Annotated in this window: 21 protein-coding genes and 2 pseudogenes; 10 read left to right on the forward strand and 13 right to left on the reverse strand. The window is 69.6% G+C overall.

What is annotated here, in order from left to right:
- Positions 1–214: 214 nt before the first annotated feature.
- Entirely contained in the window at positions 215–1,135 is a 921-nt protein-coding gene (locus tag K4B79_RS29140) for a helix-turn-helix domain-containing protein (RefSeq protein WP_374208522.1), read from the reverse strand.
- A 108-nt stretch (positions 1,136–1,243) separates the two neighbouring features.
- On the opposite strand from K4B79_RS29140, the gene K4B79_RS29145 reads away from it, so the two are divergent.
- Both K4B79_RS29145 and K4B79_RS29150 read left to right on the forward strand, forming a co-directional pair.
- Positions 1,244–1,636, forward strand: coding sequence for an MmcQ/YjbR family DNA-binding protein (locus K4B79_RS29145; RefSeq protein ID WP_232029960.1), 393 nt, complete (start codon positions 1,244–1,246; stop codon positions 1,634–1,636).
- Positions 1,633–2,034 (forward strand): MmcQ/YjbR family DNA-binding protein, encoded by a 402-nt coding sequence (locus K4B79_RS29150; RefSeq protein WP_232029961.1) that lies wholly within the window; start codon positions 1,633–1,635, stop codon positions 2,032–2,034. The genes K4B79_RS29145 and K4B79_RS29150 overlap by 4 nt, the downstream gene beginning before the upstream one ends.
- Positions 2,035–2,147: 113 nt before the next feature.
- Here K4B79_RS29150 and K4B79_RS29155 read toward each other — a convergent pair whose 3' ends face one another.
- Both K4B79_RS29155 and purU read right to left on the reverse strand, forming a co-directional pair.
- Positions 2,148–2,996, reverse strand: coding sequence for a bifunctional methylenetetrahydrofolate dehydrogenase/methenyltetrahydrofolate cyclohydrolase (locus K4B79_RS29155; protein ID WP_232029963.1), 849 nt, complete (start codon positions 2,994–2,996; stop codon positions 2,148–2,150).
- 26 nt (positions 2,997–3,022) lie between these two features.
- Positions 3,023–3,220, reverse strand: a pseudogene (gene purU, locus K4B79_RS29160) (formyltetrahydrofolate deformylase); the annotation flags it as partial.
- Between purU and K4B79_RS29165 the strand changes: the two are divergent.
- The gene (locus K4B79_RS29165; RefSeq protein WP_374208527.1) at positions 3,152–3,475 is read left to right on the forward strand and encodes a TetR family transcriptional regulator; all 324 of its coding nucleotides are present in this window, start codon (positions 3,152–3,154) and stop codon (positions 3,473–3,475) included. The pseudogene purU and the gene K4B79_RS29165 overlap by 69 nt on opposite strands.
- On the forward strand, positions 3,472–3,996 hold the full coding sequence (locus K4B79_RS29170; protein WP_232029964.1) for an AAA family ATPase: 525 nt from the start codon (positions 3,472–3,474) through the stop codon (positions 3,994–3,996). The genes K4B79_RS29165 and K4B79_RS29170 overlap by 4 nt, the downstream gene beginning before the upstream one ends.
- 177 nt (positions 3,997–4,173) lie before the next feature.
- On the opposite strand, the gene K4B79_RS29175 is transcribed toward K4B79_RS29170, so the two are convergent.
- The 3 genes from K4B79_RS29175 to K4B79_RS29185 form a co-directional block, all read right to left on the reverse strand.
- Entirely contained in the window at positions 4,174–4,818 is a 645-nt protein-coding gene (locus tag K4B79_RS29175; RefSeq protein WP_232029967.1) for a Rid family hydrolase, read from the reverse strand.
- A complete protein-coding gene (locus K4B79_RS29180) occupies positions 4,815–6,416 on the reverse strand; it encodes a flavin monoamine oxidase family protein (protein WP_232029969.1) in 1,602 nt (533 codons plus the stop codon). The genes K4B79_RS29175 and K4B79_RS29180 overlap by 4 nt, the downstream gene beginning before the upstream one ends.
- A 422-nt stretch (positions 6,417–6,838) precedes the next feature.
- A complete protein-coding gene (locus K4B79_RS29185) occupies positions 6,839–7,780 on the reverse strand; it encodes an AraC-like ligand-binding domain-containing protein (protein ID WP_232029971.1) in 942 nt (313 codons plus the stop codon).
- Positions 7,781–8,130: 350 nt separating this feature from the next.
- Here K4B79_RS29185 and K4B79_RS29190 point away from each other — a divergent pair, with 350 nt between their 5' ends.
- On the forward strand, positions 8,131–10,164 hold the full coding sequence (locus K4B79_RS29190) for a caspase family protein (protein ID WP_232029973.1): 2,034 nt from the start codon (positions 8,131–8,133) through the stop codon (positions 10,162–10,164).
- 45 nt (positions 10,165–10,209) lie between these two features.
- Entirely contained in the window at positions 10,210–14,046 is a 3,837-nt protein-coding gene (locus K4B79_RS29195) for a CHAT domain-containing tetratricopeptide repeat protein (RefSeq protein ID WP_232029975.1), read from the forward strand.
- A 126-nt stretch (positions 14,047–14,172) separates the two neighbouring features.
- Here K4B79_RS29195 and K4B79_RS29200 read toward each other — a convergent pair whose 3' ends face one another.
- From K4B79_RS29200 to K4B79_RS29225, 6 genes are all read right to left on the reverse strand, one after another.
- Positions 14,173–15,063 (reverse strand): cyclase family protein, encoded by an 891-nt coding sequence (locus tag K4B79_RS29200; protein ID WP_232029977.1) that lies wholly within the window; start codon positions 15,061–15,063, stop codon positions 14,173–14,175.
- Between the two features lie 175 nt (positions 15,064–15,238).
- The gene (locus K4B79_RS29205; RefSeq protein WP_232029979.1) at positions 15,239–15,583 is read right to left on the reverse strand and encodes a hypothetical protein; all 345 of its coding nucleotides are present in this window, start codon (positions 15,581–15,583) and stop codon (positions 15,239–15,241) included.
- A gap of 297 nt (positions 15,584–15,880) precedes the next feature.
- The gene (locus tag K4B79_RS29210; RefSeq protein ID WP_269464120.1) at positions 15,881–16,468 is read right to left on the reverse strand and encodes a DUF998 domain-containing protein; all 588 of its coding nucleotides are present in this window, start codon (positions 16,466–16,468) and stop codon (positions 15,881–15,883) included.
- Between the two features lie 196 nt (positions 16,469–16,664).
- Positions 16,665–18,470, reverse strand: a complete 1,806-nt coding sequence (uppS, locus tag K4B79_RS29215; protein WP_232029983.1) for a polyprenyl diphosphate synthase — start codon at positions 18,468–18,470, stop codon at positions 16,665–16,667.
- Positions 18,471–18,486: 16 nt separating this feature from the next.
- Positions 18,487–19,353, reverse strand: a complete 867-nt coding sequence (locus K4B79_RS29220) for an ABC transporter permease (RefSeq protein WP_232029985.1) — start codon at positions 19,351–19,353, stop codon at positions 18,487–18,489.
- A complete protein-coding gene (locus tag K4B79_RS29225; protein ID WP_232029987.1) occupies positions 19,350–19,958 on the reverse strand; it encodes an ABC transporter ATP-binding protein in 609 nt (202 codons plus the stop codon). Before K4B79_RS29225 ends, K4B79_RS29220 begins: the two co-directional genes overlap by 4 nt.
- 272 nt (positions 19,959–20,230) lie before the next feature.
- Between K4B79_RS29225 and K4B79_RS29230 the strand changes: the two genes are divergently transcribed.
- The 3 genes and pseudogenes from K4B79_RS29230 to K4B79_RS29240 form a co-directional block, all read left to right on the forward strand.
- Entirely contained in the window at positions 20,231–20,551 is a 321-nt protein-coding gene (locus tag K4B79_RS29230) for a DUF6191 domain-containing protein (RefSeq protein ID WP_232029989.1), read from the forward strand.
- Between the two features lie 412 nt (positions 20,552–20,963).
- Entirely contained in the window at positions 20,964–21,524 is a 561-nt protein-coding gene (locus K4B79_RS29235; protein WP_232029990.1) for a hypothetical protein, read from the forward strand.
- A gap of 859 nt (positions 21,525–22,383) precedes the next feature.
- Positions 22,384–22,686: pseudogene (locus K4B79_RS29240) on the forward strand (Na+/H+ antiporter NhaA); the annotation flags it as partial.
- Positions 22,687–22,786: 100 nt separating this feature from the next.
- Here the strand turns inward: K4B79_RS29240 and K4B79_RS29245 are convergent.
- Positions 22,787–24,298 carry a DUF1996 domain-containing protein gene (locus K4B79_RS29245; protein WP_232029992.1) on the reverse strand — a complete coding sequence of 504 codons (1,512 nt, stop codon included), beginning with the start codon at positions 24,296–24,298 and terminating at the stop codon, positions 22,787–22,789.
- 330 nt (positions 24,299–24,628) lie between these two features.
- Between K4B79_RS29245 and K4B79_RS29250 the strand changes: the two genes are divergently transcribed.
- Positions 24,629–25,249 (forward strand): hypothetical protein, encoded by a 621-nt coding sequence (locus tag K4B79_RS29250; protein ID WP_232029994.1) that lies wholly within the window; start codon positions 24,629–24,631, stop codon positions 25,247–25,249.
- Positions 25,250–25,340: the final 91 nt, after the last annotated feature.

Consider the following 25,340-nt stretch of genomic DNA (forward strand, 5'->3'; position numbering starts at 1 on the left):
CGGCCGGGCCGAAAGAAGATCAAGGTGTGGGCGTCCCCTCCGTCGTCATCCGCGCGGCAGGAGCCGTCGCCGGCCGCTTCAACCCGTTGGTCAAGGACATGGCCGCGATGTTCGGCCGGCTCGACACCGGCCGCCGCGACAGGCGCGATCGCGTCCTGACCGGGATCCGAGGTGACGCACGGCCAGGGGGATGCCGGATCGTGCCGCGCCCGCCTCACATGCCGGTCCTGGTTGCGCGGGCGGTGAAGGCGGCCGGGGTGAGACCGGTGTGGCCACGGAAGAAGCGGCCGAAGTTCGCGGGATCGGTGAACCCGAGATGGGCGGCCACGGCCCGGGCGTCCCAACCGGCGCTTCCCAGCAGGCGCCTGGCTTCGAGCAGCCGTCGCTCGTCGATGACCTCACGCACCCCCTTGCCAGTGACGTCCCGGGCCGCGCGGCTGAGGGTGCGGACCGAACAGCCGAGCAGTCCGGCGTAGTCCGCGGCCCGGTGCAGCTCCCGGAAGTGCAGCTCCAGGGCGTCCACGAACCGTGCGTACGTGTCCCCGCGTCCCGTGCCGCCCGCCGACGCGCTGTCGGAGGGGACGTCCGGGGAGTTGACGAGGCGCAGCAGCAGCGATTCGAGCAGGCTGCGCCGCAGGGCGTGGTGGATGTCGAGGGGGCGGCGCCCCAGCGCGCGGTGTTCGTCCAGGAGTTGGAGCGCCGTCTGTTGCAGCCAGACGCCGTCGTCGGGGTGCGGGCCGAGAACGGCAGGAGCGTCGTGCGCGGTGAGCGGGGCCAGCAGGCGGGCGGCGTCGGACGTCAGCACCTCCGGCTCGAACAGGATGAACAAGCCGCGGGCGTCGCCCGGCGGGTGCCAGCACTGCGCGTGTCCGGGACGCACCCACAGCCACTGGCCGCAGGTGACGGTCCGCGTGACGTGGTCGACGTCGTGGAGCAGCTTTCCCTCGGTGACGAGGATCAGGTAGTGGAAGGTGGCGCGGCCCGGACGGGGCGGATTCCACGGCCAGTCGTCGTGCTCGGCGAAGAAGTCCTCGACGGTGCTGACCTCAAGGCCGTACGGAGTGCCGACCGGGGGCTGGAAACCGTACAGCGGAACCGTGGCCTGCCGTCTGGAGTGTCGCTTGTCGACCATCACGTGTCCGCATTTTACCGCCTGTCCTGTGCGCCTTGCTGAAAAGAATGGGGGGCGCCGTACGCGTCCTTGCCCGACGCCTGCCCGCCCCCCCCGAGGAAGGAAGAACTCATGAACGGACCGACCCTGCAGACGTTCGCAGCCGAGTGCGCGGAGGAACTTCCCGGAGCCCTGCTGGAGCATCCCTTCGGCCCGGACTGGGAGGTCTTCAAGGTGCGCGGCAAGGTGTTCATGCTGATGACCGAGGTCCCCGGGCGCCCCGTCGTGATCCTCAAGGCGGACCCCGGCGAGGCCCATGCCCTGCGGGAGCAGTACAGCCACATCACCCCCGGCTACCACATGAACAAGAAGCACTGGATCACCCTGGAGGGTGGGTCAGGCGTCGACAAGGAGCTCGTCAGGGAACTCGTCACCGACTCCTACCGGCTCGTCGTCGCCCGCCTGCCCAAGGCCGAGCGGCCCGTCGACCCGTACACCTACGGCGGCACCCGGGCGGCCCGGTGAGCGCGGCCGGTGACCGGCTCCAGGACACCGCCCGCCGGGCCGCCCTGGCCCTGCCCGATGTCAGCCACGGCCGCCCGTTCACTCCCGGGCTCGACGTGTACAAGGTCGCGGGCAAGGTGTTCCTGATCGTCACCGACGACCCGGACGAACAGATCATCACGGTCAAGTGCGAACCCGAGCACGCGCGGGCACTGGAGCGCGGCTACGCCTCGATCACCCCGGGCCGCTACCTCGACAAGCGACACTGGATCTCGCTGGGGCCCGGGCGGGGCATCACGAAGCGGCTGATTCATGATGCGGTCGAGCACTCCTACGACCTGGTCGTCGACGGTCGGTCACAGAGCGAGCGCCCACGACGAGCCGGTCCGCCCGGTCGACCAACCGCCCCACCACGGTGACCGGGCGCTCCGGCCGCTTGTCTCGCGGCCGGAGTCGTCATCCTGCTGTCTCGTCCGGCTGTCTTGTCGTGCTGTTTTCGGGCGCCTCGTCGCCGCGGGCCGCCATGCCGACGTCAGCCGCGCTCCGCCGCCTCCACGACGTTGGTCAGCAGCATGGCGCGGGTCATCGGCCCCACTCCGCCGACCGGCGGCGCGAGGGAGCCGGCGACCTGGTCGACGTCCGGGTGGACGTCCCCGAGGATGCCCTCGACGGTCCGGGTGATGCCCACGGACAGGACGGTGGCGCCCGGCTTGATCCAGTCGGGCCTGACCAGATGGGCCACGCCGGCCGCGGCCACGACCACGTCGGCGGCGCGAGCGTGGGCGGCGATGTCCTGGGTGGCCTCGTGGCACAGGGTCACCGTGGCGTGCTCGGTGCTGCGGGTGAGCATCAGGCCGAGCGGGCGGCCCACGGTGAGCCCGCAGCCGATGACGCAGAACTGCTGTCCGGTGATGGCCACGCCGTTGCGCCTGAGCAGATCGATGATGGCGCGCGGGGTGCAGGGCAGCGGCCCCGGCATGCCCAGCACGAGACGGCCCAGACTGGTGGGATGGAGACCGTCGGCGTCCTTGGCCGGGTCGATGAGCTCCAGCACGGCGTGGGTGTCGATGTGGGCCGGCAGCGGCAGCTGGACGATGAAGCCGGTGCAGGCCGGGTCGGCGTTGAGCTCCAGTACGGCGGCCTCGACATCGGCCTGGGTCGCCGTGCCGGGCAGCTCCCTCCGGATCGACGCGATGCCGACCTGGGCGCAGTCGCGGTGCTTGCCGCGGACGTAGGAGTGGCTGGCGGGGTCGTCGCCGACGAGGATGGTGCCCAGGCCGGGAGTGATGCCCCGGCTCTTCAGCACTTCTACCCGCTCGGCGAGTTCACGCTTGGTCTCGGCTGCCGCGGCCTTCCCGTCGAGCAGCGTCGCGGTGGTCATGTCGTAGGAGCCTCTCGGTGGGTTCGTCAGGCGAAGACGACGGTACGGGAGCCGGTGAGGACGACGCCGTCCTCCGCGTGCAGCCGCACCGCCCGGGCCAGCACGACCCGTTCGACGTCCCGGCCGATCGCGACCAGCTCGCGAGCGGTGTGGCGATGACCGACGCGGACGACATCCTGCTCGATGATCGGCCCAGCGTCCAGGTCGGCCGTGATGGAGTGCGCGGGCCCCTCCTGGAGGCCGCGGTCCGGGTGGTGGCCCGAGGCGGACTGCGGAAACTGATCTATCGTGCCATCGCCGCCGAGGCCGGTGTCACACACGGACTGGTCGCCCACCACTTGGGTTCCCGCGACACGCTGCTCGAAGAGGCGCGGAGTGTCGACGCCTTGCGCCGGCTCCTCGCGGCCCATCGCATGCAGGCGTCACCGAGCGCGACCGGCGGCACGGGGGAAGCCCTTCGTGACAACATCTGGGCGTGACGGCGTTGTTCCTGACGGTTGGCCTGCCCGGGGCCGGAAAGACCACGAGAGCCCGACAGTTGGCCGAGGAGCACAACGCGCTGCGGCTGACCCCGGATGAGTGGATGCTCCCGCTGTTCGGCGATCCGCAGCCGGCCGGGAAACGTGCTGTGCTGGAAGGACGGCTGCTCTGGCTGGCTCTGGAGACGCTGAAACTGGGCACGAACGTCGTCCTGGACTTCGGCTGCTGGTCTCGTGACGAGAGGTCCGCGATCCGCTGGCTGGTGGTGTCCGTGGGCGCGTCCTGCCAACTCGTGTACGTGCCGGTGGACCATGAGACCCAACGCGCTCGGATCGCCCATCGCCGGGCGACCACCCCCGATCAGACCTTCGTGATGAGCGAGACGGACCTCCTGCACTGGAGGACGCTGTTCGAGGAGCCCGACGCCGCGGAACTCGATGGACATGAGGGAGGAGGCCCGCCTCCCGGGTGGTCGGGATGGCTGGAGTGGGCCGCCGACCGGTGGCCATCGCTCGCGTGACTGGCCGGCCGACCTTGGCGCCGCCCCGGGCGCACGGACGACAGGCGCCCTGCGGGCGAAGCAGGTCGGCTTCCTCGTCAAGTCCGGCACACCCGAGGAACCGATCGCCGGCATGCGGGGCGGGGCCCGCTCTCGCGGACCCCGCCCCGCAGGTGTTGCCTGCCTGAATCGCTCGGATCAGCGCTTCCGGTAGGCCGCCGTCACCTCGACCTCGACCAGCCACCCCGGCACGGCCAGGGAGGCGACCTCCATGGTCGCCCGCGCCGGACGGGACTTGTTGGCGAGCAGTGGCGGCTTGGGGGCCGAGGTACCCATGGGCACCGGCACGACCTCCAGCGACTTGAGGTCGACGTTGGCGAAGTACTGCCGGTACGCGCGGTTCCAGCCCGCGTAGTCGGCGACGCCGGCGCCCGGCGGCTTCATCAGGTAGCACTTCATCGTGATGACATCGGCCGGTGCCACACCCGCGGCCTCCAGGTTGGCCTTGATGTTGCGCAGTACGACGAGCGCCTGCGCCTCGGTGACCGTGACACCCTCGGCCCCCTCGGTGAGGGAGGGATCGGTGTAGTGCTCGGGCGTGCCCGCCGGAGCGCCGGGGTTGAGCGGGGACGGCCCGAGCCCACTGCTCTGGTACAGGGCCACTTCCCCGCCGGTCGCCACGCCGCCCGCGATGGCGGGGTTGGACTGGCCTTCGGGGAGCATGACCCGTACTTCCTTCGGGCCGGGCCGCCACCAGCCCTGGGCGTCGGCCAGCGCGGTACCACCCGCGAGAAACGCGCCGGTCAGAACCGTGGCGGTGAGAACCTTCGAAGGCCGCTTCATCCGGCCATCACCCTCTTGTGAATGTCGGTGACGACCTTGCGGGCCGAGGTGAACGCGCCGTGCTGCCAGGCGATGACGTGGCTGAGCCAGTCGCCGGCGAAGTAGACATGTCCCGCGGGCTTGTTCAGCAGCGCGTACTCCGGGCCGCTCTGCGACGGCCAGCTCACCCAGCCGCCCTCGATATGGGGCGTGCGGTGCCAGGCCACACTGAAGGAGTGGTCGAGCTCGGTGCGGTACTTCTCTCCGTGGATCTTCACGCCCTGGCTCACCGCGCGCTCCACCCGCTGGGCGTGCGGCAGGTCGCTGTAGGCGACGGCGTTGGCGCCGAAGTTGTAGTAGCCGATGAGCGTGCCACGGCGGCCCTGGTAGCCGTACGAGGGGTACCAGATGGTGGACAGGTCCATGTCGGTCGGCGTGATGCCGCCGTAGATGTGCTCGTCGGTCTCCCACCAGCGGCTGCGGTACTCGAGCCCGACCTTGCCGACGGGATTCGCGACGGGGTACTTCAGCGCCGCGGTGATCCCGGCCCCCAGGTTGTGCTTGATCCGGGCCATGACCATGGGCGGGACCGCCGCCACGACGAAGTCGGCCCGCTGGGTGCGGGTGCGGCCCTCGGCGTCCTTGTATGTGACCTCGGCGCCGTCCGGGAGGTCCCTGACCTCCGTCGCCCTGGCGCCGTAGGTGATCCGGTGCCGGCCGACGGCCCTCGCCAGCGCGTACGGGATCGCGTCCATCCCGCCCACCGGTTGGAACATCAGCATGGCCTGGTCGTAGCCGAACTCGAAGGAGAACCGCTGCCCGACGCCGCTCGCGACGACATCCGACAGGGAAGGCACCGGGCCGAGCACCGTGCCCTCCTCGAAGGCCGCACCCGGCTCGACCGAGTAGCCGCGCCGGTCGCTGCCGGTGTAGGCGAATCCGTCGGCCTTGCCCTTGATGGCGCCGAAGTTCTGCAGGAAGGCGATGAGCCGCTCCTTGTCGGCGCCGGTGAGCCGCGTGTCCAGGGCACCTTGGTCGGTGGCCTTGGCGAGCAACTCCGAGACATAGCCGTAGACATCGGCCTTCGCCGTGCGCCAGCGGATCGCCCTGCCCGCGAGGGCGGCGCTGTTCTCCTGGTAGATGTACGCGTTGGCGTTCTGGTTGGTGAACACCTGGAGGGGGACGCCGAGTTCGCGGCAGTACTCGAGTGTGACGTGGGACTGCGGCAGTCGGGCCGGGCCCGCGTTCATGTACTGGCCTTCGGAGAACGAGCCCGTCTGGGTGCGCCCGTCCAGGTCGGTCAGTGTGGTGCCGCCGCGGACCGTCCAGTTGCGGCCGCCCGGACGGTCCTTCGCCTCCAGGATCCGGCAGTCGTAGCCCGCTTTGCCCAGCTCGTACGCCGTCGCCAGGCCGGCTATGCCGCCGCCGAGTATGACGACCTTCTTTCTACTGCGTCCGGTGAGCGCGAAGTCGCCGCTCCGGGGCGCACGGTACTCCTCGGCCCTCGCGTCCGGGACCGGTGCGAGACCCAGGGTCCCCATCGCCGAGTACAGCATTCCGGCGCCACCCGCGATCCCTACCGATCTCAGGAAGTCGCGACGAGATGCCTCTGAAGCCATTCAATCCTCCTCGCCCGCGGCCCACGGCCGGGCAGGGCCGTGGCGCGTCATTCGGTCGAACCCGGCCCAGTGGGGGGTGAGTTGCGGTGGAGACCGGAGGTGCACCACGAGCGTCCGTCAGCACTGTTTCAAGGTCATGCCGATGAGGTGTCACACTGTCGCTCTTGGTCGCTCTTGGCATCGTCGCCGCCGTCCTGGCGATTTCCGTTCTCGCTGACCCGAGCCTGAGGGCATGGCCAGGCGGACTCGGCGAGGAGTACTTCGACGCACCACAAGGGGCCCGCCAGCAAACTGACGGGCCCTCAGGAACGATCGAGGTAGGTCAGGGCTTCCTGTAGTTCACGGAAGCCGAGCAGTGCACTTGAACGCCGTCGTCCAGCGGGCAGACGGTGATCTTGATCCGGTCGATCCCGCCGCCGCCCTCAGCGCACCCCCCTGCCGATCACGGTGGGGGACGCCTCGCCGCCTGTGGCCGCTGCCCGATATGTACCCGGAGTCATGTCCACCACCGCCCGGAACGCCCGGTGGAGTTGAGCCGCATCGCCGAAGCCGGACTGGGCGGCGACCGCCGCCATGGGCAGCGTGGGCCGGTCGCGCAGGAGGCGCTGGGCACGTGTCACGCGCAGACGCCGGATCAGCGTGGTGAGCGTCTCCCCGTCGACTGCGAGCGCACGGTACAGGGTCCGCCGTGAGAGGCCGCAGCCCGCCGCCACGCCGGTGGCGTCCAGCGAGGGGTCGTGGATGTTCTGCCGGACGAATCGGTGGATCCGCTGCCTGGTGACGTCGGCGGACGTCTGCGTCGCGCTGACGCGTGTGGTCAGGTCGAGGACGGACTCCAACAGGCCCACCGCGTGCGGCAGCAGCGCCGCGGCCACCACCGGGTCGTCTCGCTGCTGTCGGCCAAGACCGAGGAGGAAGTCGGCGACGAGCCGGCCGGGCCCGTGATCGTCCAGCTCCAGCGCCGTCACGCCGGCCAGCGATCGGCCGGGCAGCAGGGTACGCGGGATCTGGACGACGACCTGGGAGAAGGCCCCGGAGAACTCCAGCGTGAAGGGGCGGGTGCTGTCCAGGAAGGTCATGGTCCCCGGCAGCAGCGTGGCCGACCGCCCGTCCTGCCAGGCCAGGGACTGTCCTCCGGTCTGGATGTTGACCAGGAGAAGCTCCTTGCGGTCCCGGGCGATCAGCCGGTTCGTCCGCGCCACCTGCTGTGGCCCGGACACCACCGTGGAGAGCCCGATACCGTCCAGGGCGGCATGTTCGAGTCGGCCGACGAAGGGCTCCTCGCCCTGTGCCGGCCGGCTCGAACATGCCACGAGGATGTCGCGAATGACGTCCGACCAGCGTCCGGCGTCCTCGGTGGCCACGTCCGATGTGGACCAGAATCCGTGTGGCACAGGCGATTGCACATGTTCATGGTGCCACTGGGAGGGAGATTGGCGCTTCGCCCTGCTCAGCGGCCGGTGAGGGTGGGTCATCTCCGCCCGCAACCCTCATCTCAGACGAACTGTGTCGCTCATCAGGCCGTTGTTGCCCAGCTCCGTGCGACCCTCGGCACAGAACTGACCGGATCGTCACGGTGTGCACCGGGGATGTAATCTGTGCGGCCCGGCTTCCGGGAACGGTCAGTGGCGAGGCAGGCCACTACACCGAACGAACGGGCGTCGTACGGCCGAGAGGCCAGTCGTCGGTACCGTATCGGACAGGAGTTTCATCGATGCCCAAGGTCCATGCCTTACTGGTCGGCATCGACACGTACAGGCTGTCGTACCTGAACCTGCGCGGCTGCGTGAACGACATCGAACTGGCCGAGCGACTGTTGCGCGACCGGATCGCGCCGGCCGACTTGGCCGTCGAGAAGCGCTGCGACGAGCAGGCCACCAGGGCCGCGATCATCGAGGCGTTCCGCAACCACCTCGGCGGTCTCGGCGCCGGCGACATCGCGCTGTTCTGGTACAGCGGCCACGGCTCGACAGGACCGTTGCCGGAGGAGATCTGGTACGCCGAGAGCGCCGGCATGTGCCAGACGATCGTGTGCCACGACAGCCGCGCCGGTGTCCCGGACCTGTACGACAAGGAGCTCGCCCTTCTGGCCCATGAAGTGGTCGACGGCGGCGCAACCCTTGTGACGATCATGGACGCGTGCCACTCCCGCAGCGCCATGCGCGTCGGCCTGCCGCGCGACCTGACGCCGCGGTCCGCACCCGAGCTGGAGGCTCCGCCCGAACTGCGGGACCTGCTTCCCGAGTTGCTCTCCCGCGCCACGGACCCCTCCGGCCCCGTCCCCGGCGCACAGTTACCCAGGCATGTGGCATTCTCCGCGTGCGACGAATGGGGACTGGCCAACGAACAGCCGTTTCCCGATGGTTGGCACGGTGTGTTCACCGAGGCGCTCAGCCACGCGCTGGCCGGACTCGGGCGCGAAGCCACCTACCGCGAGGTATTCAGTCACGCCCGGTGCCGGGTCGAGGGCCGCCTCCCGCGGCAGACGCCCCAGTTGGAAGCGCTCGGGGACATCGCCGACCAGGAGGTCTTCGGTGGGGCCCTGCGGCCCCGCACGACCCAGGTCACCATGCGGTACCTGCGGGGCCGGTGGGAACTCGACGCGGGGTCCGTGCACGGCGTCGTCGGCGACTCACGGTTCGGGGTGCACCGCAGCGCGCCGCTTCGGGAGGTTCACGTCGCCGACGTACACACCCGACGCAGTGTCGTCGACCCGATCGGCTGGGCACCCGACGAGGACCAGCAGTACGACATGGTCCTGACCGACGTACCGCTCCCTCCCGTCGCGGTGACGGTCCAGGGGGACCCGGAGGTCGCCCTTCGCCTGACCGAGTCCGTCCGGACCGCCGGTCCCGGCGGCGGGCCGTCACCGCACATCCGCGTCGTCCCGGCCGCCGACGAATCGGCTTCCCGGCTGGGGATACGAGTACGCCAGTCACTCGACAGCCGCATGATTCAGGTCACCAGCCTCGACGACAAGCCGTTGGCGTCCCCGGTTCCCGTCGACCACCGCGGCATCCAGCAGACCGTCCGCGACCTGGACCACATCGCCCGCTGGCTGCAGGTACGCAACCTGGAGAGCGCGTCCCCGGCTCTGGAGGAGGCGATCAAGATCGACCTGATCCCGGCACTACCGGGTCGGTCACGCCCGCCGCGCGACGGCACGCCCCCACCGGTGCGAGACCTCGACTTCGCCTATACCTGGACGGGCACGACGTGGGAACCGCCGTCGGCCTTCGTCCGGCTCCGCAACACCACGGACCGCAAGCTGTTCTGTGTCCTGCTCGACCTGACCGACCGGTACCGTATGCATGCCGATCTGTTCCCCGGGGAGTACGTGGCGGGGCAGTGGACGGCGGAGGCCGGCAACGGAACAGCCGTCACCCTGTCCCTGCCTCCCGACCGGCCGGTCGAGCCGGGTGCCTCCGGCACTGACTGGCTGGTGCTGCTGGTCGCGGAGGAGCCGTTCAGCTCGGCCCCGTTCGCGTTGCCCCGGCTCCGGGATACGCCCCCGTCGTCCACCCGTGGCATGAGGCCTGGCGTCACCGGAGTCCTGGACCGACTCGGGCTGCTCGCGGTGCAGCGCGATGTCCAGTTGGCACCGAGCGTCGCGCTGGACTGGGCGGTCAAGACCGTCGAGGTCACCACGCGGGTGCCCTACGACACAGACGATCCCGGCGGCGCCCCACGCACCCGGTCCGGGCATGGACGCGGAGCGCTGTCGCATGGGGATGACTGCTCACACTGATGCTCTCGGCCGTCGTAACCGGGCACAACAGGAGGCTGCTCCAGCGTGGACTACGAACCGTTCGAACAGTGTGTAGAGGCGTTCGTGCGACGTGACTACCCCGCCGTGGTCAAGATCGCGATGGGCATCCTCCAGACCGGCGTCAGCCTGGGGATGGCGCAGCTATTCCTCATCAGCGTGCGTCGATTGGGTATCTCACCCGACGACCAGACGATCGCGCGAACCCTGCGCAACTCCTTGGACGACCCGTGGGAGTCGGCACTCCTCGACGTCACGCTGGGTCGGCGGGAGCCGGCGTCGGTCATCGCCGAAGCCGACGGTGCCCTTCAGCGCTGTCAGGCGCTGTGCTACGTCGGAACGCACCTGATCACCACCGGTGACCTGGACGGCGGACGTCGGCAGCTGCGTGAGTGTCTCGACCTGGGCGTCGAGTGCATGGAGAGCCTGCTCGCATCGATGGACACCGAACTGGCCAGGCAGTGGAGCCAGTCGGTACCGGAGGTCGACAAGGAGATCAATCGCCTTCAGCGCAGTTACCACGTGCTCCGGTCCAACGCACACCACGAGCAGTCGATCCACGTCGCCGACCTCATTCTGGCACTCGTCGTCGGCTCGCGCGGCAGGTTCCATCCCGAGACCGGCCGCTGTCTCAACGAACTCGCCATGGCCTACGCCGCCACCGGAGACTGGCAGCAGGCCGAGCCATACCTGGCCGAGGCTCTTCAGCTGACGTTGTTGTTCGACAGCGTACCGAGCGAGACCTACGCGGTCATTCTCGACAACCTTGCCCAGGCGAAAGGCGCGCAGGGGCAGTTCGAAGCTTCCGAGAAGATGCACCGTGCGGCGCTGGAAGCCTTCGCCGGCACGGTCGGAACCGACCACCCGTCCTACGCGACGTGCCTCGGCAATCTGGCCAGAATGAACGCCGAACTCGGTCAGCACGCCGAGGCGGAGCGGCTCTATCAACAGGCCATCGATCTTCGGCGCCGCCTCTTCGGCACCGACGACGTGCGGTACATCGGCATGGTCGACGGCCTTGCCCAGATGTATGTCGACCTGGGAGAGCTCGGTACCGCCGAAGCTCGGGTCAGGGAGACCGCCGACATCGTCGCCCGTATGAAGGGCACCGACGGCCCCGAGTACGGGTCGCGGCTCAAACAACTCGGCGACCTATACTACCAGATGGGCCGGTATCCCGACAGCGTCGACTCGTACAGAAGGGCTTACGAGAACGAGCGAAGGCGCCTGGGTTCCGACCACCCCACCACCATCGACACGCAGGCCAAGGTGGCGCTCGGCCAGAAGCTCACCGGTCAGCTCGGGGAGGCGATGATCAACTACCAGGTGGTCATGGCCCATCAGTCGGGCGTGGACCTCGCGCTCACCACACATAATCTCGCCATGCTCCACCTCGGCGCCGGGGACCGGTACTTGGCCCGCCGCTACGCCAAGGACGCGATCGAACGGCACCGCACGGCCGGCCTTGAGGACTCCCTCGACCACGCGTTGCTGCTCCATGGCCAAGCCTCGGTCGACAGCTACGACGGCCGGTACGACGACGCGGAGAACACGCTCCGCCGGGCGATGGACCTCATCCGACGACATGCCGGTCGCGACACCGAGCACTACGCGAACGCCTGCGACAGGCTCGCGCAGTGCCTCATCTGGCAGCAGCGTTACGACGCGGCCGACGAACTTCTCCGGACCAGCCTGCGGCTGAGGGAGAAGCTGACGAACGACCCCTCTCGGGCCGTTGACAACGTCAGCCAGCGGGGAACGGTCCAGCTCGCGAAGGGCAGGTGGGACAGTGCGGAGGCACTCTTCCGGCGTGCGCTGGAGGTGCTGCACCAGAACAACGGAAAAGAGCGGACCACGCAGTCCATCGAGCTGTTGCGGGAACTCGGTCTGGCTCTCACCGGGATGGGGCGCGAACGCGAGGCGATCGACGTCCTGCTGACGGCAGAGGGCTACCAGGACAGTGTCATCCAGCAGAAGGCCAAGGTGACCGGAATCTCGCCCCGATCCGTCACCCAGCCGGTCGAACTGCTCAACATTCTCGGCCGGCAACCCGTCCAGCCGCCCGGTCTGGTGTCGCAGCTGCTGGAGGTCGTCTGGCGGCGCAAGGGAATCGTGGCCGAGGCCGACTACGTACGCAGGCGCGAGGAGATTCACAGCAGGCAGCACGACCGGAGAGACGTGCTGGAGAAGCTCGACAGGTTCCAGCAAGCCCTCCAGCGTGGCGAGATGCCGACCAAGGCCGATGTCGAGGAGGTGATCGACGGCTCCCTGCGCCACGCGCGGCACGGTATGTATCCGGACCTTCAGACGGCCCATCGGGATCTGCACGCCCACCTCATGGAGGGGTGGCCCGAGCGAGGCGATCTGAGTCGTGAGGAGTGGCTGGAGCAGCTCACCGAGTACTCCGGCAGGGCCGGGTCCCTCATGGGAAAGCGTGACAGCCTCGAGTCCGACCTCAGGATCCTCTTCCACGGCGACGGATGGTTGGGCGAGGTTCTGCCGCGGGTCACCCTGGAGGCCGTCCGCTCACGGCTTCCCGAGGAGTCGGCGCTCGTCGAGTTCCTGCGCGTTCCCACGCTCGACGCGTCAGCTGTTCTGGCCGAAGGCGGGTCGCGGTGGGGATCCGACCGGTACTACGCGTTCGTCGTCACGCCCGATCCCGACTCCGACGTCCGCCTGATCGACCTGGGGGCGGCCGACAGCGTCGACACGAACCTCGCTCTGCTGAAGCGAGGCATCACCCGCGACGGCCGGGCACGCGACATCGACTTGGTGAAGACCGCTCCGGACGACTGCGCACGGGCCGCCGACTCGGCCGCCCACGAACTGCGCAGGACCCTTCTGGACCCGCTGGGGATCGCCGACCGGGCGCGGCTGTTCATGGCTCCCGACGCCCAGCTGTACACGCTGCCCTTCGAGATTCTGCCCCTTGACGACGGCCGCCTCGTCATCGACGCACACGAGATCGCCTATCTCACCACCGGTCGCGATCTGATCCCCGTCCCCCGGGCCACCACCCCCGAGCCGCCCGGCCCCCCGGTCGTCATCGCCGACCCCGACTACGATCTCGCCCTCGACACGATCACCGACCCCGCTGCACCGGAAGAGGCCCAGGACGCGCGACGCGCCGCCGACCTCCACTTCGCCCGGCTGCCGGGAACGCACACCGAGGGCCGGCACATCGCCGACCTGCTCGGTGTCACGGCGTGGCTCGGCGCCGACGCCGTAGAGGGGCCGCTCAAGCAGCAACGGTCGCCCGTCGTTCTCCACATCGCCTCGCACGGCTACTTCCTCGACGACGACCAGCCGACAGAGAGCGATCCCCCGCAGACCGACCGACGCGCATTCAGCACCTTCCCCGCTCCCCTCCTCAACTCCGGCCTTGCCCTTGCCGGCGCCAACACCTGGCTGCGCCGAGGCCACCTGCCCGACCGGGCGGAGGACGGACTACTGACCGCGGCCGACCTCGCCACCATGGACCTGTCAGGCACCGAACTCGTCGTGCTGTCAGCCTGTGACACCGGTCGCGGCCTGGTCTCCGTCGGGCAGGGCGTGTACGGACTCCGCCGGTCGGTGGGAGTCGCAGGCGCGCGGACCCTGGTGATGAGCCTGTGGCAGGTCCCTGACCGGGAGACGCAGGAACTGATGGAGGACTTCTACGGTCGGCTCACGCGTGGAGAACCGCGTGGATCCGCGTTCCGCGCGGCCCGGTTGGCGATGCGCGCCCGCAAGCCCGATCCGTACTACTGGGGCGCGTTCATCTGTCAGGGCGACCCCGGGCCGATGCCCGCGCACTTCCTCGGCGACATCGATCGGTCGCCGCGCGCCCGGCCGGGCGGACCGACCGGGCGTCCTGGCCAGTAGGGATGGCACGGATTCGATGCCGCTGGCCGGACCGTGCTCCATCTTCTTCATCAGCGGGGACTGTGGGGCGGGGAGTTCGGGGGAACGGGGCCCTTCCATGGGACAAGACGTTCGACGTCTCGCCGCTCAGAACAGCGCGATGGGGTTCACGGGCAGCCCGGTCGCGTTCGACACGCGCGGAGGCGCCGCGGTCAGCATGAAGCTGTAGCGGTCCAACTCCTTGCACAGGACGACCAGTTCTTCGACGTTCGGGGCGTCGACCAGCGGCATTCCCATGCGCCCGATGCCTATGGAGTGCAACGGAGTGGGATGCACGGGGTCGACCGACGGATACCCGTCACCCACATCCCCCGCGTACAGCGAAACCTCCCTCCTGTGCATCCAGCGAATGGCGTCGACGGTGATGCCCGGCTGCGACACCTCCAGGCTGGGGCCGAACTCCCAGCCCATTCGCACGACAAGGGCGTCGCCGGACTCGACGTGAACGCCTTGACGCTTCTCGGCGCTCTCCAGGTCCTCGCTCGTCACCGCGTAGCCCGCGGGGAGCGGCCCGTCGACTGCCAGGTCCAGCAGGACTCCGCGGGTGACGATTCCCGCCCTGAACCCTGTGCTGGAGCCGAACCGGACCCCTGCCGGGGTGATGGCCTCGGCAACCGGCTTCCCCGGATAGACCATGCCGTTGTTGGAGATGTGGGAGACCGAGTCGAGGTGCGTGGAGCGCGGATGGTGATTGGTCACGATGAGGACATCAACATGTGCGCAGCTCGTGTCGCCCGGATCACCGACTTGATGAACCACCAGCTGCTGCACCGGCGACTCTTTGATGGTGGAGGGGACGAAAGGACCGCTCATGATCGCCGCGGGCTCGATCGGCATGGCGAGTGACGCCCAGTGACCTGTACGCACTTCAGCGGCGGCGCGAGCACGGACCTCGTCGGTGATGAGGTTGAGCGTACCCTTGTCGTCCTCATCGCCCCAGCGGCCCCAGTTGCTGGGCAGTTCTTCCGCGTTACTCATGGACAATCTCCGTTCTCTGCGCCACTACCGTGCGGCCTGGTGACCAGCATTCCGGCCGACACATCCCCCGAGGTGACCTCATGTGCCACGACGAGTGACCTTCTGCGACACCTGGCCCCGACTCCGTCGGCGACGGGCCGAAACAGGGCCTTCATGAGGGCGGGCTGGGTATCAGTCACAAAGGTGACGTGCCCTCGGCACGGAAGAGCACCTGCAGATACCGGATGGACACACCGAGGGCGTCGGCGACCGTGGTGGGCGAGAGCTGCGGGTCCGCGAGGTGCTCCGCGATGTACTGACGAGCCCGCAACCACTGTGCCGAGCGAGGGAGCGCCGAGCCGTCACCGGAGGCGGGCCTCTCGGGCTTGGGCGGAGTGGCGTCCAGGAGTTCCAGAACGTTGACGCCGGCCTGTTGGACGACATCAGGTGCCAGTTCGGTCGCGTGCCTGGCCGGCGAGCGGAGGTAGAGCGAGAACAGGGCGCCTGCGCCATGGTCGCCTCGAACGACGGTCGCCGTCACGCCCTGCGGCAGCCGGAAGCATGCGGTGAGCAGTGCCCGGGGAGATCCTCAGCGACACCAGTCCGAACCGGTCGGGGCCGGTGATCCGGTCCTGTGGCGACAGCCGTATCAATGACGGCGTCCTGAACACGGTGTGCGGATCGGCCTCGACCGTGGCCACCTGCATGCCGGCGATCGGGTGAGCGCTGACCGTCCCCTGGAAGCACTCGATGCGGTGCCGCGGTGCGGCGACGTCGTAAGGCCGCCATGAGGCCGTGAGCAGGAGGCGCTCCTCGACCAGGCGTTACTGGCCAACCGTCAGGTGTGCAGGATGCGCACGGCGAGCACCGTCTGCCAGGTCCAGCCGATGGTGAGCGAGATGCGCTGGACCAGTCCGCCGAGGTCGACCCAGCGTTGACTCTGGTCGAACCCGGCACTGGCCAGTGCCATGGTCGCCGCGAAGAGCACACCGCTGGCGATCGAGTAGATGGCCCACCAAAGGGAGTTGGACAGGGCGAATACGAAGCAGGCCACAGCAGGGGCGAGGAATCCGATGAGGGACAGCAGGTCATGCAGAGCCCCTGCGCGGGTGTGCCGCTGCAGCTGATCAGGCGTGCCGGGAGGGTAACCGCTCACCGGATCCGTCCGGAAGGCACCTGCGCCCAGCAGACCGACCGCCCATGTGCCGATCAGCAGGGCACCCCAGCGGGAAGGCCCAACCTGCCACAGGCCCACGGCGAAGCCCAGTGACAGCAAGCCCGCCAGGAAGAAGTTGACGGTCTGCGCCCACCCGGCACGGCCAAGACAAGCGAACTGACGGGATGGCGGAACGGTCTGTAGCCCACACGGCTGGTGCCTTGCAGCAGATACGCGACGGTGAAAGGAGACCCAGCGGCCATCCCGCAGGTGAGCAGCACGTGATTCCCCATCCTGTCAACGTAGGTTGACGGGATGGGCCGCGCCAACCCCGGTTGACATGACATCGCCGAACTGTGGATCGCTGTGACCGCCCGCCCACGGCCCACGACCTCTTCCATCCGCAGACGCCTGCCGGCGCGCGGCGTACGCCCCTGACGTCCAGGAACCCCGAACCCGCGCACACCTACGGCGTGGCGCCGCCGTGGCGTCGTTGGCGTCGGCCGTATTCGGTGATGGCCTGCCACAGGTCGCGTCGGTCGGCGTCGGGCCAGTAGGCAGGGGTGAAGTGCAGCTCGGCATATGTGATGTACCAGGGGAGGAAGTTGGAGGTGCGCTGTTCGTTGCCGGTACGCCACAGCAGGTCGACGTCCGGCATGTCGGGGTGGGGCAGGTGGCGGGCGAAGTCGGCTTCACCGATGAGGTGGGGGTCGATGTCGCCTGCGTGGGCCGCCTGGGCGAGGGCCGCGGCTGTGCGTGTGATCTCGTCGCGGCCGCCGTAGTTGATGCAGACGGTGAGGGTCAGACCGGTGCGGTTGCGGGTGCGGCGCTCCTCACGCAGGAGGGCCTGGACGAGATCCTCGGGCAGTTTGTCGGGCCGGCCCAACCAGCGCTGGCGTACGTCGAGGTCGCGGACGGGTCCCTCGTCCAGGTCGTGTCGGATCGCTTCCAGGATCGTGGTGATCTCCTCGGTGTCGCGTTTCCAGTTCTCGGTGGAGAACGCGTAGAGGGTCAGGTGGCGCAGGCCGATCTCCAGGGCGCCGTAGACCATCTCGCGGGCGGCGGCGGTGCCGGCGCGGTGGCCTTCCGGGCGGGGCAGGCCGCGCTGCTCGGCCCAGCGGCCGTTGCCGTCCATGATGACCGCCACGTGGGCGGGCATCCGGTCGGCCGCGATCCGCGGGGGCCGGACGCCGTCGGGGTGCGGTGGCGGGGGCCGAAGGGCGGCGCTTTCGGGGGCAGGGCTCGGACTGCTCTCGGTCACCGCGGGGCCTCGGGGTCCGGGCGCGGTCAGCGGCGTCAGGCTCCAGGCCAGTTTCGCGCGGACGCGGGCGGGGGCGAGGATGCGGATGCGGGCCGCGAGCGAGGGGCGTGGGGCGCGCCGGAGCAGGGAGTGGCCGGCCGCGTCGACGGCATCGAGTTGGGCACGCATCAGGCCGGCGGCCGTGTCGAGTACGGTGGCGGCGCCCGGGTGCATGCCTGTGGTCATCGCGGGCCTGGTCACCCATCGACGGGCCAGAGCCGTCAGCTCTCGGATCAGAGCCGCTGTGGCCGGGCTCCACCTCCCTTGCCGCAGGTCGCCCTCGGCGTCGGGGAAGGCGTCCAGGGCCTCCTGCGGCAGCAGCAGGTCGCCCTGGGCGAGGTCGGCGCCGAGGTCGGTGAGGATGTCGGTGAGCCGGGCGCCGTCGATGAACCGCTGGTAGTCCTGCTGCCGGTCCAGCCGGAGCGTCATCGGCGCTCCGGCCCGTTCGAACAGGTGCTGTACCTGCTCGACCCAGGGCACGATCTGCTCGCTGCACCAGGACCGCCACGCGGCCCAGTCGGCGAAATGGCGGCCGCGGGTGTCATCGCGCGTGCTGTTCATGGCGCCTTGCAGGCTGGACAGGTCCAGGCGCCATCGCAGGGCGGTGTCCACCAGGGCGTGCCGGAGCGGAGCCCCGCTCGTGCCGGCCGCAAGGTCGCGTTGCAGGGCTCGGGTCCACGCTTCGACGCGGGCCGCACGGTCGGCCGGTTCCGCGTCCTGCTGGTCGGCCAGGTCGTCCAGGACGGTCGCCGTCGCCCACAGGGCCCACCCGGCCGGGCGCAGCGCGGTCGGCATCAGCTGGATGAGGGCGTGGATGCCGGGGTCGTGCTGTCGTACGGTGCGTCGGCACAGTCGGTACGCCGCCCGCAGAGAGGGGTCTTCGCCGGTGGGCGGGCGGTGGATGGGTCGCCCTGGGCGTGCCGGATGAGCGGCGTCGAGGTCTGCCGTAGGGGAGTGCGTGGTGGTGCGCATGTCGGGAGTGGGGACCTCAGTGTGCTGTCGTGTCGGACGCCGTGACCGATGGGCCGGCGGTGTGGCGCGGTGCGGGAATGTCGGCCGTGCCGCTTCCCGGCCCGGGAGGCGTGGTGGAGGCGGTCGGCAGGCAGTCGCGGGTGCTCCTGCGGAAGCCCAGCAGGGCGACGAGGGCGGCCAGGCCGAACCAGGCGAGTTGGAGAGCCAGATGCCCGGGGACCGGGCTGGTGGAGAATCCGGCCGCCGTACTGGCCTGCATGGCGCCGTACGAGGGCAGGTAGCGCATGACCGGGTTGTCGGCCCCGGAACTCGTGATGGGGTTCTGCAGCGCGAGATCGATGATGCTGGTCATCACGATGGCGAACATCCCCTCGACTTCCCGGCGCAGCAGGGACCCGAAGCCGACTCCCAGAGCGCCGTAGGTGAGTCCGGCGCAGCACAGGGAGGCGGCGAGCAGGAGTGGCTGGCGGGGGGTCCAGGCCAGGCAGATGACCGCGGTGGCATAAGCGGCCACCGCCGCCGAGACCAGAGCCAGAGCGGCGACCTTCGCCAGGACGAGGTGGGCGCGAGGGTAGCCGGCCATCGCCAGGCGGCGGTCGAAGCCGCCGCCGGAGAAGCTGGCGGCGAACATCATGAAGCCGGTGATCAGGGTGACGGCGTTGAGCGCTCCGCTGATCGCGGTCAGTTCATTGCCGTGCGGGGCCAATGCCTCCCCGGTGGCGCGAAGCCGCATCCGGGCCGGGGTGTCGGGCATCGCCAGGTACGCCAGGGAGGTCCACACCGGGACGAACAGGATCACCAGAATCATCGCGAACCGGTTGCGCCCGTGTTCGACCAGCGTGAACCGGGTGGCGACAGCGAGGCGGGTCAGATGAAACCTCACGCGGCGGCCCCCGCCTTGTCCGCGCGCAGTATTCCGCTGTCCAGGCGCCACAGTTCGTCCAGGCGCTCGGTGTCGTACGCGAGGTGGGAGACGACCAGGATCGAGCGTCCCGCGTCCCGCAGCCGCACGGCCAGATCCCAGAACCGCTGGTAGGTGTCCCAGTCGAAGCCCTGATACGGCTCGTCCAGCAACAGGACCTGCGGATCGTGCATGAGCGCCAGCGTCACGTTCAGCTTCTGCCGCGTGCCACCGCTGAGAACCCCGGCCCGCTCATCGGCGTATCCGGTGAAGCCCAGCACGTCCATGATCTCTTCGGCATGGCGCACGTCGGTGAGGCGGTAGGCGGTCCGGAAGTACGTCAGGTGCTGCCGGACGGTCAGCGCGTCATTGAGGACCACGTGCTGTGGGCAGTAGCCGAACCGGCCCCCATGGCGGACCGATCCACGTGTGGGCCGCAGCTCGCCGGACAGAATTCTCAGCAGCGTGGACTTGCCGGCGCCGTTCTCCCCGACGATCCCGCACAGGGTTCCGGCCCGAAGCCGCAGGTCGACGCCCCGCAGAACCACACGTCGACGGTAGGCGTGATGCACATCCCTGATCTCCACGCCCGTCTCTCTCCCCCCCGCCGCATTGCTGGACCGGCCTTGACCGAATGGCCTAACGCTCGCGATGTGTCACAGACACGGGGTCCATGCCGCCGGGCGCTCGGCGCCGGCGGCATACGTGCCGCGCAGGTCCGTTCGCAGCGCTGGGGCGAGGGTGAGCCTTCGGGCGACGGCGGCCGGGCTTGTGCACGCCGCCGCCCGCGCCGCCGTCAGCGAGGCGGTCGGGGACTGAAGCACCGGGCGCGGATCAACCCGGCCTGGATACTGGGGACATGTCATTCCTCGTCTTCATGACCTTGCCCGGGCTGGTCATCCTGCTGACTGCGCTGGCCTTCGTCGATCAGCTTCTGTTGCGTGCGGGCAGGGCCGGCGTCCTTCCATGGCGGAACGGAGTACGTCAGGGCCAGATATCGGCGACCGGGTTCGAGCAACTGCACGCGAGCCTTTCGCCGGGCAAGCAGAACGAGCTGAAGGAGCGGCAGTCGGCACTGGTCATGCCGGACAACGAGGACGACGGGGCTCCGCCGCACAGGTCCACGGTGGATCTGGACGGAGGGATCGCGGTCGTCCGGATGCCACCGGCCGCCCAGTAGGTCCTTTGATGGCGCGCACTCAGGGTTCGCTGTCACCGACACCGACACCGACACCTCGCCGACGAAAATCACGTGGGCACACGTAGGTACCGTGAGCGCAGCCTTCGTCGGCATTCTCAGCGCCAGGAAAGAACGCCCGGACGGATCGCCTTGGCGAAGATCGTCGGGTTGCCCGGTGATGCCCCGCCCAGCACCCGCTGTTCATCCACGAGGTCGGCCGGCCGGCCACCGCCGAGCGGCTTCCGGCTCGGATCATCCAGCCAGACCGCTATGCCTTCGACGCCCAGCCGATCCGGATTGTCACGCGTGGCCTGCTCAGAGGGCCGGCGACCCGTCGGCGAATCGATGCCGGGCGGATTCGGGGCGGCTGCGACCGGTCGAACCCGCCCCGGCGGGTCATGCGGGTGGGCCGATGGCCGCCGCCCACCGGATCGACCTGGACTCCTCCATCGCCTACGGCGACCACGTCTCCGATGCCCCGCTGCTCTCCCTGACCGGCCGCGCCGTCACCGTCGGCGACCAGGACCTGCGGCGTCTGGCCGCCCACCACCGCTGGGACCGGCTGTCCAAGGCCCCCGCTCCTCCCGCCGTTCCCCTGCCCGCACCGAACCCCACCCCACCAGGAGCGATGCCGTGCGGATCGCCGTCGTCGGCGCCTACGGAGCCGGCAAGACCCCCTGATCACCGCCGCCACGGCCCGCATCGGCCGCCCGCCGCCCACGGCACCCCGATGCAAGACCCCGCCGGCAGCCGGCCCAAGCCCCTGGAACAGACCACCGAGCCCGAGCTGATCCAGTTCGTCGTCCACCGCCACACCGAGCGACTCCTCGCCGAGGCCGCCCACTCCGAGGGACTCCTCTCGGACGGCTCCCTGTTCCACGAGTCGGCCAAGCTCGGGACTGTCAAACGAGCGGCGCTGGCCCGCACTTGGGAGGACACGGGCATCGTCCGACGTCTCGAACGCTGCTGGTAACTATCGTCGCCAAGAGATGCTTGCCGTCGCTAGGCTGTTGTCCCCCAAGCCGCAGGGGGACCGAGGTGGCCGTGCGCCGAAGAGCCGTACTCTCCAGCGTCGTTGTCGGAGTTGGGATCGCTTTCCTGCCGCTCCTTTCGGCGACCGGGAGCGACGACGCTCATGACGGAGATGGGCAAGGCGGTCGGTTCGAGGTGACAGACAGCCGGGGCCGCACTCCTTCGCCCAACCCTCGCATCGCCCAGGAGCGCGAAACCCGGACTCAGGACGAGACACCCGAACAAGTGCGGAGGCGAATCGAGTATCTCCAGAGTCTTGAGTCGAGTCGCCCGAACGGCAGTCGTCCTGAGTAGGGTGCGCGCTCAGCACGTGTCCAGAAGTGCTGCGTGTATTGGGAGTTGAGGCGGTCTGGTGGTGAGGGGGGAGGCGTCGATACGGCCGTCACCGGGCGTCCGGTCGAGGTGTCACCCAACGTCCGCCCGCCCCCCACCATGTCCGCCACGTCGCGGTCTTCACCTGGGCCGACCACCCGGTCAGCGGCCGCACGACCGAGAGTGTTCTCGCAGGCTGTCGGCGTGCGGGCGACGAGGCGGGGTAGGCCGACCGGCTGGCTCCGGTTAGGGTGTAAAGAACGCGTCAACAAGGCGCGGGGTGTGCCGGGAAGTCTGGTCGGCGTCCGTGGGGCCGTGTGCCCTTTTCCCGACACCCGGAGGTCCGCCGCCTTGGCCGCACCGCCCCGTGCCCCGTTTCTCGGTCTTCCCTCCTGGCCCGAACGGCAGGCCGTGGCCCGGGCCCTGCGCACGGAGACCGTCGGCGGCCTCGTCCTGCTGGCCGCCGCACTGGTGGCGCTGGTGTGGGCACCCGCGCTCGGCTCAACCCGGACCTGGCCTGGGCCGACGTCATCGCCCTGGCGACTCTGGCCGGAATCGGCTTCACGGTCGCCCTCCTGATCGGCGAACTCGCCTTTCCCGGCATGGCCGTCGGCGAACACGTCAAGGCCGCCGTCCTGATCGCCTCGCTCACCGCCGCCCTGCTGGCCACCGTGCTCCTCCGTCGCAGGAACGGCGTCTACCGGCGCCTGTACGAGGAGGAGAACCTCGACGAGGACGCCGACGGCGTGCCCGACATCCACCAGCGCTCCTCCGATGAGCAACTGAGTTAGCCCTTGCTCGTGCGCGGCGCCCGAGGCCGGCCCGCGCTGTGCGTGCGTGCGCGGGCCGGCCGAGGTGTGCGTGGAGAGTCTCAGGTTCCGGGAGAAGAGATCACTGGCACTTGCGGCCGGTGTTGATGCACTGCACCATCCGGTTCATCAGGCTCTCGTCGAAGACGTTGATGAAGTCGCCGTGGTCCGTGATCGGCTTGTGCATCTGCTCCGGGAAGCCGTCCACCGCGTAGAACGGGCTCGCCTTGCCGTTGTCGTCGAGGCTGGGGGCGTCCACGTCGTAGACGAGACGCTGGACCAGCTGCGGGATGGCCTTGAACCCGGCCGGGCAGGTACCGGTCCTCGGGTCGGCGAACGCCACGTGCGTGCGGTGGTTGGCACTGTCCGTGCTCCGACCGTCCCAGCAGCTCTGGAACTTGGACGTGCGGACCAGGCTGCTGCCCTCGGGGCAGACCGGGTACTTGTCCGTCAGCTGCCGGTCCTCGAAGCCGGTACAGCTCCAGGCCGCGTTGGCGTTCGCGGTGCCGTTGGTGAACGCCTTGGCGTCGCCGGTGATGATCCGCAGGAACTTGGGCATGGCCACGACCTTGCCGCGCGGGCTGCCGACGAAGTCCAGGGTGACCTTCGAGGCGGTCAGGATCCGGCCGGTGTTGCCCTCGGCGCCGCCGCCGGGCTGCTGGGCGTCGAACTCCTGGGTGCCGTCCTGCAGTCGGAGCACCGGCCAGTAGTACGTGGACTTGTCGCCCTGGTTGCGGCAACTGGTCGCGGCGGCGGCGAACTCCTCGTTGGTGGTGAACGCGTCGTTGTCCTGGTTGCCGACGTAGTCGTGCGTATGGTGCGCGCCGTTGTCCACGCCGGGGGCGACGATGATGTTGTCGGAGTTGTACAGCTTGTTGGCGTTGACGCCGCACCGCGTGGTGAAGGTGCCCTTGGAGGCGCCGCGCGACGGACGGGGGCTCCGCGCGTTCGGCTGGACGGTGGTGATGTCCACGAAGTCGGCGGCCACCGGACCGTTTCCGCCCTGGGCGCCGTTTCCGCCCTGGCCGCCGTTTCCGTTCTGGCCGGCGCCGTTGCCCTGGCCTTGGCCCTGGTCGCCGCCCTGCCCTTGTCCGGTCCCTTGCTGGTTGCCGGAGGCGCGCAGCGAACAGGCGGCGAGGGATTGAAGGCCCTGCGGCCTCGGGCCCGACCTGCCGATGACGGTCGCGATCCGGTCGATGGTCGCGACCCGCTTGTCCTTGAGCGGTCCCATGATCGCGTTGTTGGCGAAGTTGCCGTCCTGCTGGATGGCCCGCGCCGAATTCTGCAGTCGCTGATAGGCCTCGGCCACCTGCTGGTCGAGGAGCGCGAGTTCCTTGTCGACCTGCGCCCTGGCCTGGCCGGGGACCGAGGTCAGCTTCGCGCCGACATCCGGACAGCTGATCGTGGTGGCCCCGGACGCCAGGACCTGGTTCCCGGCCTGGGAGGCGCGTTTCGTCGCGTTGCCGGTACCGCTCTCATGGGCGGAGGCGTACACGTTGACCGCTATCAGCCCTCCCGCCCCCAGAGCCAGACCCGCCGCCGCGGCGACGGCTCGATGCGTTGTCTTCGATCGCTTGCGGATGTTGCGTCGCATGGGATTCCTCTGAGGATGTCGAGTCGAGCAGGTTCGTGCGAACCCCGGATCACACCGTGCAGGGCCTCTGCTGTCAGACGTGCCGAAGCCGGCTGCAGTGATGGTTACGGGCGGGAGCGGCGTGAGAGCGGGGATGCCGACGTCATGTCATGCCTCCGTAAGAACTTGGCGCGCCGGGGGTCCTCGTGCTCGTGGCTCCCTTGACGGTCGCCGGTCCTGTGACCGTCGTGTGAGCGCGTCCCGCACGCGGACGGGCCGGCCGTATTACGGGGGTCTTACGCCTGCCGAGCGGGGGCGGCGGGGTGCCGGCGGGCCGCCTAGCGTGACCGGATGCGATCCCTCCGTACCCTGCGCACGACAGTCCTGGTCACTGCGGCTCCGCTGCTGTTGGCCGTCGCCGGTCTGATTCATCCCCGGCATCTGACGGCATCGACGGCCGGCCACTGGGCCGGTCTGCACATCGTCCTGCTGCCCGTCTTCCCTCTCCTCGTCCTCGGGCTGGTCGTCCCCCTGTGGGGCAGGCCGCGCCGCGACGCGGAGGGGGCCCTGACGGTTGTCTCCTGGGTCGGCTGTCTCTGGTTCGCCGCGTACTACTCCGGTCTGGACGCGGTGGCCGGCATCTCCGCCGGCACCGTGGTGGACCACGGGGTCCGCGGCGTGGCCGGGCCGCTGTTCGCCGTCGGCGACGAGCTGGGCCGGGCCGGGGTGTACGGGCTTGCCGTGGCCTCGTTCGCCACCTGCGCGGTGCTCTGGCGGCGGCACGGAGTGCGGGTGTTGCCGGGCGCCGTCGTCCTGTTCGCCGCCTGCTGGTCGTTCGTCGACAGCCATATCTTCTGGCCCCAGGGGGTCATCACCATGCTCGGCTTCGCCGCCGCCTTCGCTCTCCTGACGGTGGCGGCGGCCCGGCCCGCCGAGGCCCGCGCCGCCGCCGTACCGCTCACGAACTCCTGACGTTCTCGGTTGCGGCGACGGCCCGTCCATGCCGGGCGGCGGCATCGGGGCCGGCACCCCACCGGGTGCCGTGTCAGGGTGCCGCCGCGGC

Origin of the sequence: Streptomyces lincolnensis, assembly GCF_021173675.1 — a bacterium.
Taxonomy (GTDB): Bacteria; Actinomycetota; Actinomycetes; order Streptomycetales; family Streptomycetaceae; genus Streptomyces; species Streptomyces lincolnensis_B.

What these genes read in the sequence shown, in the direction of transcription:
- K4B79_RS29145 (WP_232029960.1), top strand. Translation starts at nt 1,244, where the DNA reads ATGAACGGACCGACCCTGCAGACGTTCGCAGCCGAGTGCGCGGAGGAA.
- K4B79_RS29155 (WP_232029963.1), bottom strand. Translation starts at nt 2,996, where the DNA reads ATGACCACCGCGACGCTGCTCGACGGGAAGGCCGCGGCAGCCGAGACC.
- K4B79_RS29165 (WP_374208527.1), top strand. Translation starts at nt 3,152, where the DNA reads ATGACCGACGCGGACGACATCCTGCTCGATGATCGGCCCAGCGTCCAG.
- K4B79_RS29175 (WP_232029967.1), bottom strand. Translation starts at nt 4,818, where the DNA reads ATGAAGCGGCCTTCGAAGGTTCTCACCGCCACGGTTCTGACCGGCGCG.
- K4B79_RS29180 (WP_232029969.1), bottom strand. Translation starts at nt 6,416, where the DNA reads ATGGCTTCAGAGGCATCTCGTCGCGACTTCCTGAGATCGGTAGGGATC.
- K4B79_RS29190 (WP_232029973.1), top strand. Translation starts at nt 8,131, where the DNA reads ATGCCCAAGGTCCATGCCTTACTGGTCGGCATCGACACGTACAGGCTG.
- K4B79_RS29200 (WP_232029977.1), bottom strand. Translation starts at nt 15,063, where the DNA reads ATGAGTAACGCGGAAGAACTGCCCAGCAACTGGGGCCGCTGGGGCGAT.
- uppS (WP_232029983.1), bottom strand. Translation starts at nt 18,470, where the DNA reads ATGCGCACCACCACGCACTCCCCTACGGCAGACCTCGACGCCGCTCAT.
- K4B79_RS29230 (WP_232029989.1), top strand. Translation starts at nt 20,231, where the DNA reads ATGTCATTCCTCGTCTTCATGACCTTGCCCGGGCTGGTCATCCTGCTG.
- K4B79_RS29235 (WP_232029990.1), top strand. Translation starts at nt 20,964, where the DNA reads ATGGCCGCCGCCCACCGGATCGACCTGGACTCCTCCATCGCCTACGGC.
- K4B79_RS29245 (WP_232029992.1), bottom strand. Translation starts at nt 24,298, where the DNA reads ATGCGACGCAACATCCGCAAGCGATCGAAGACAACGCATCGAGCCGTC.
- K4B79_RS29250 (WP_232029994.1), top strand. Translation starts at nt 24,629, where the DNA reads ATGCGATCCCTCCGTACCCTGCGCACGACAGTCCTGGTCACTGCGGCT.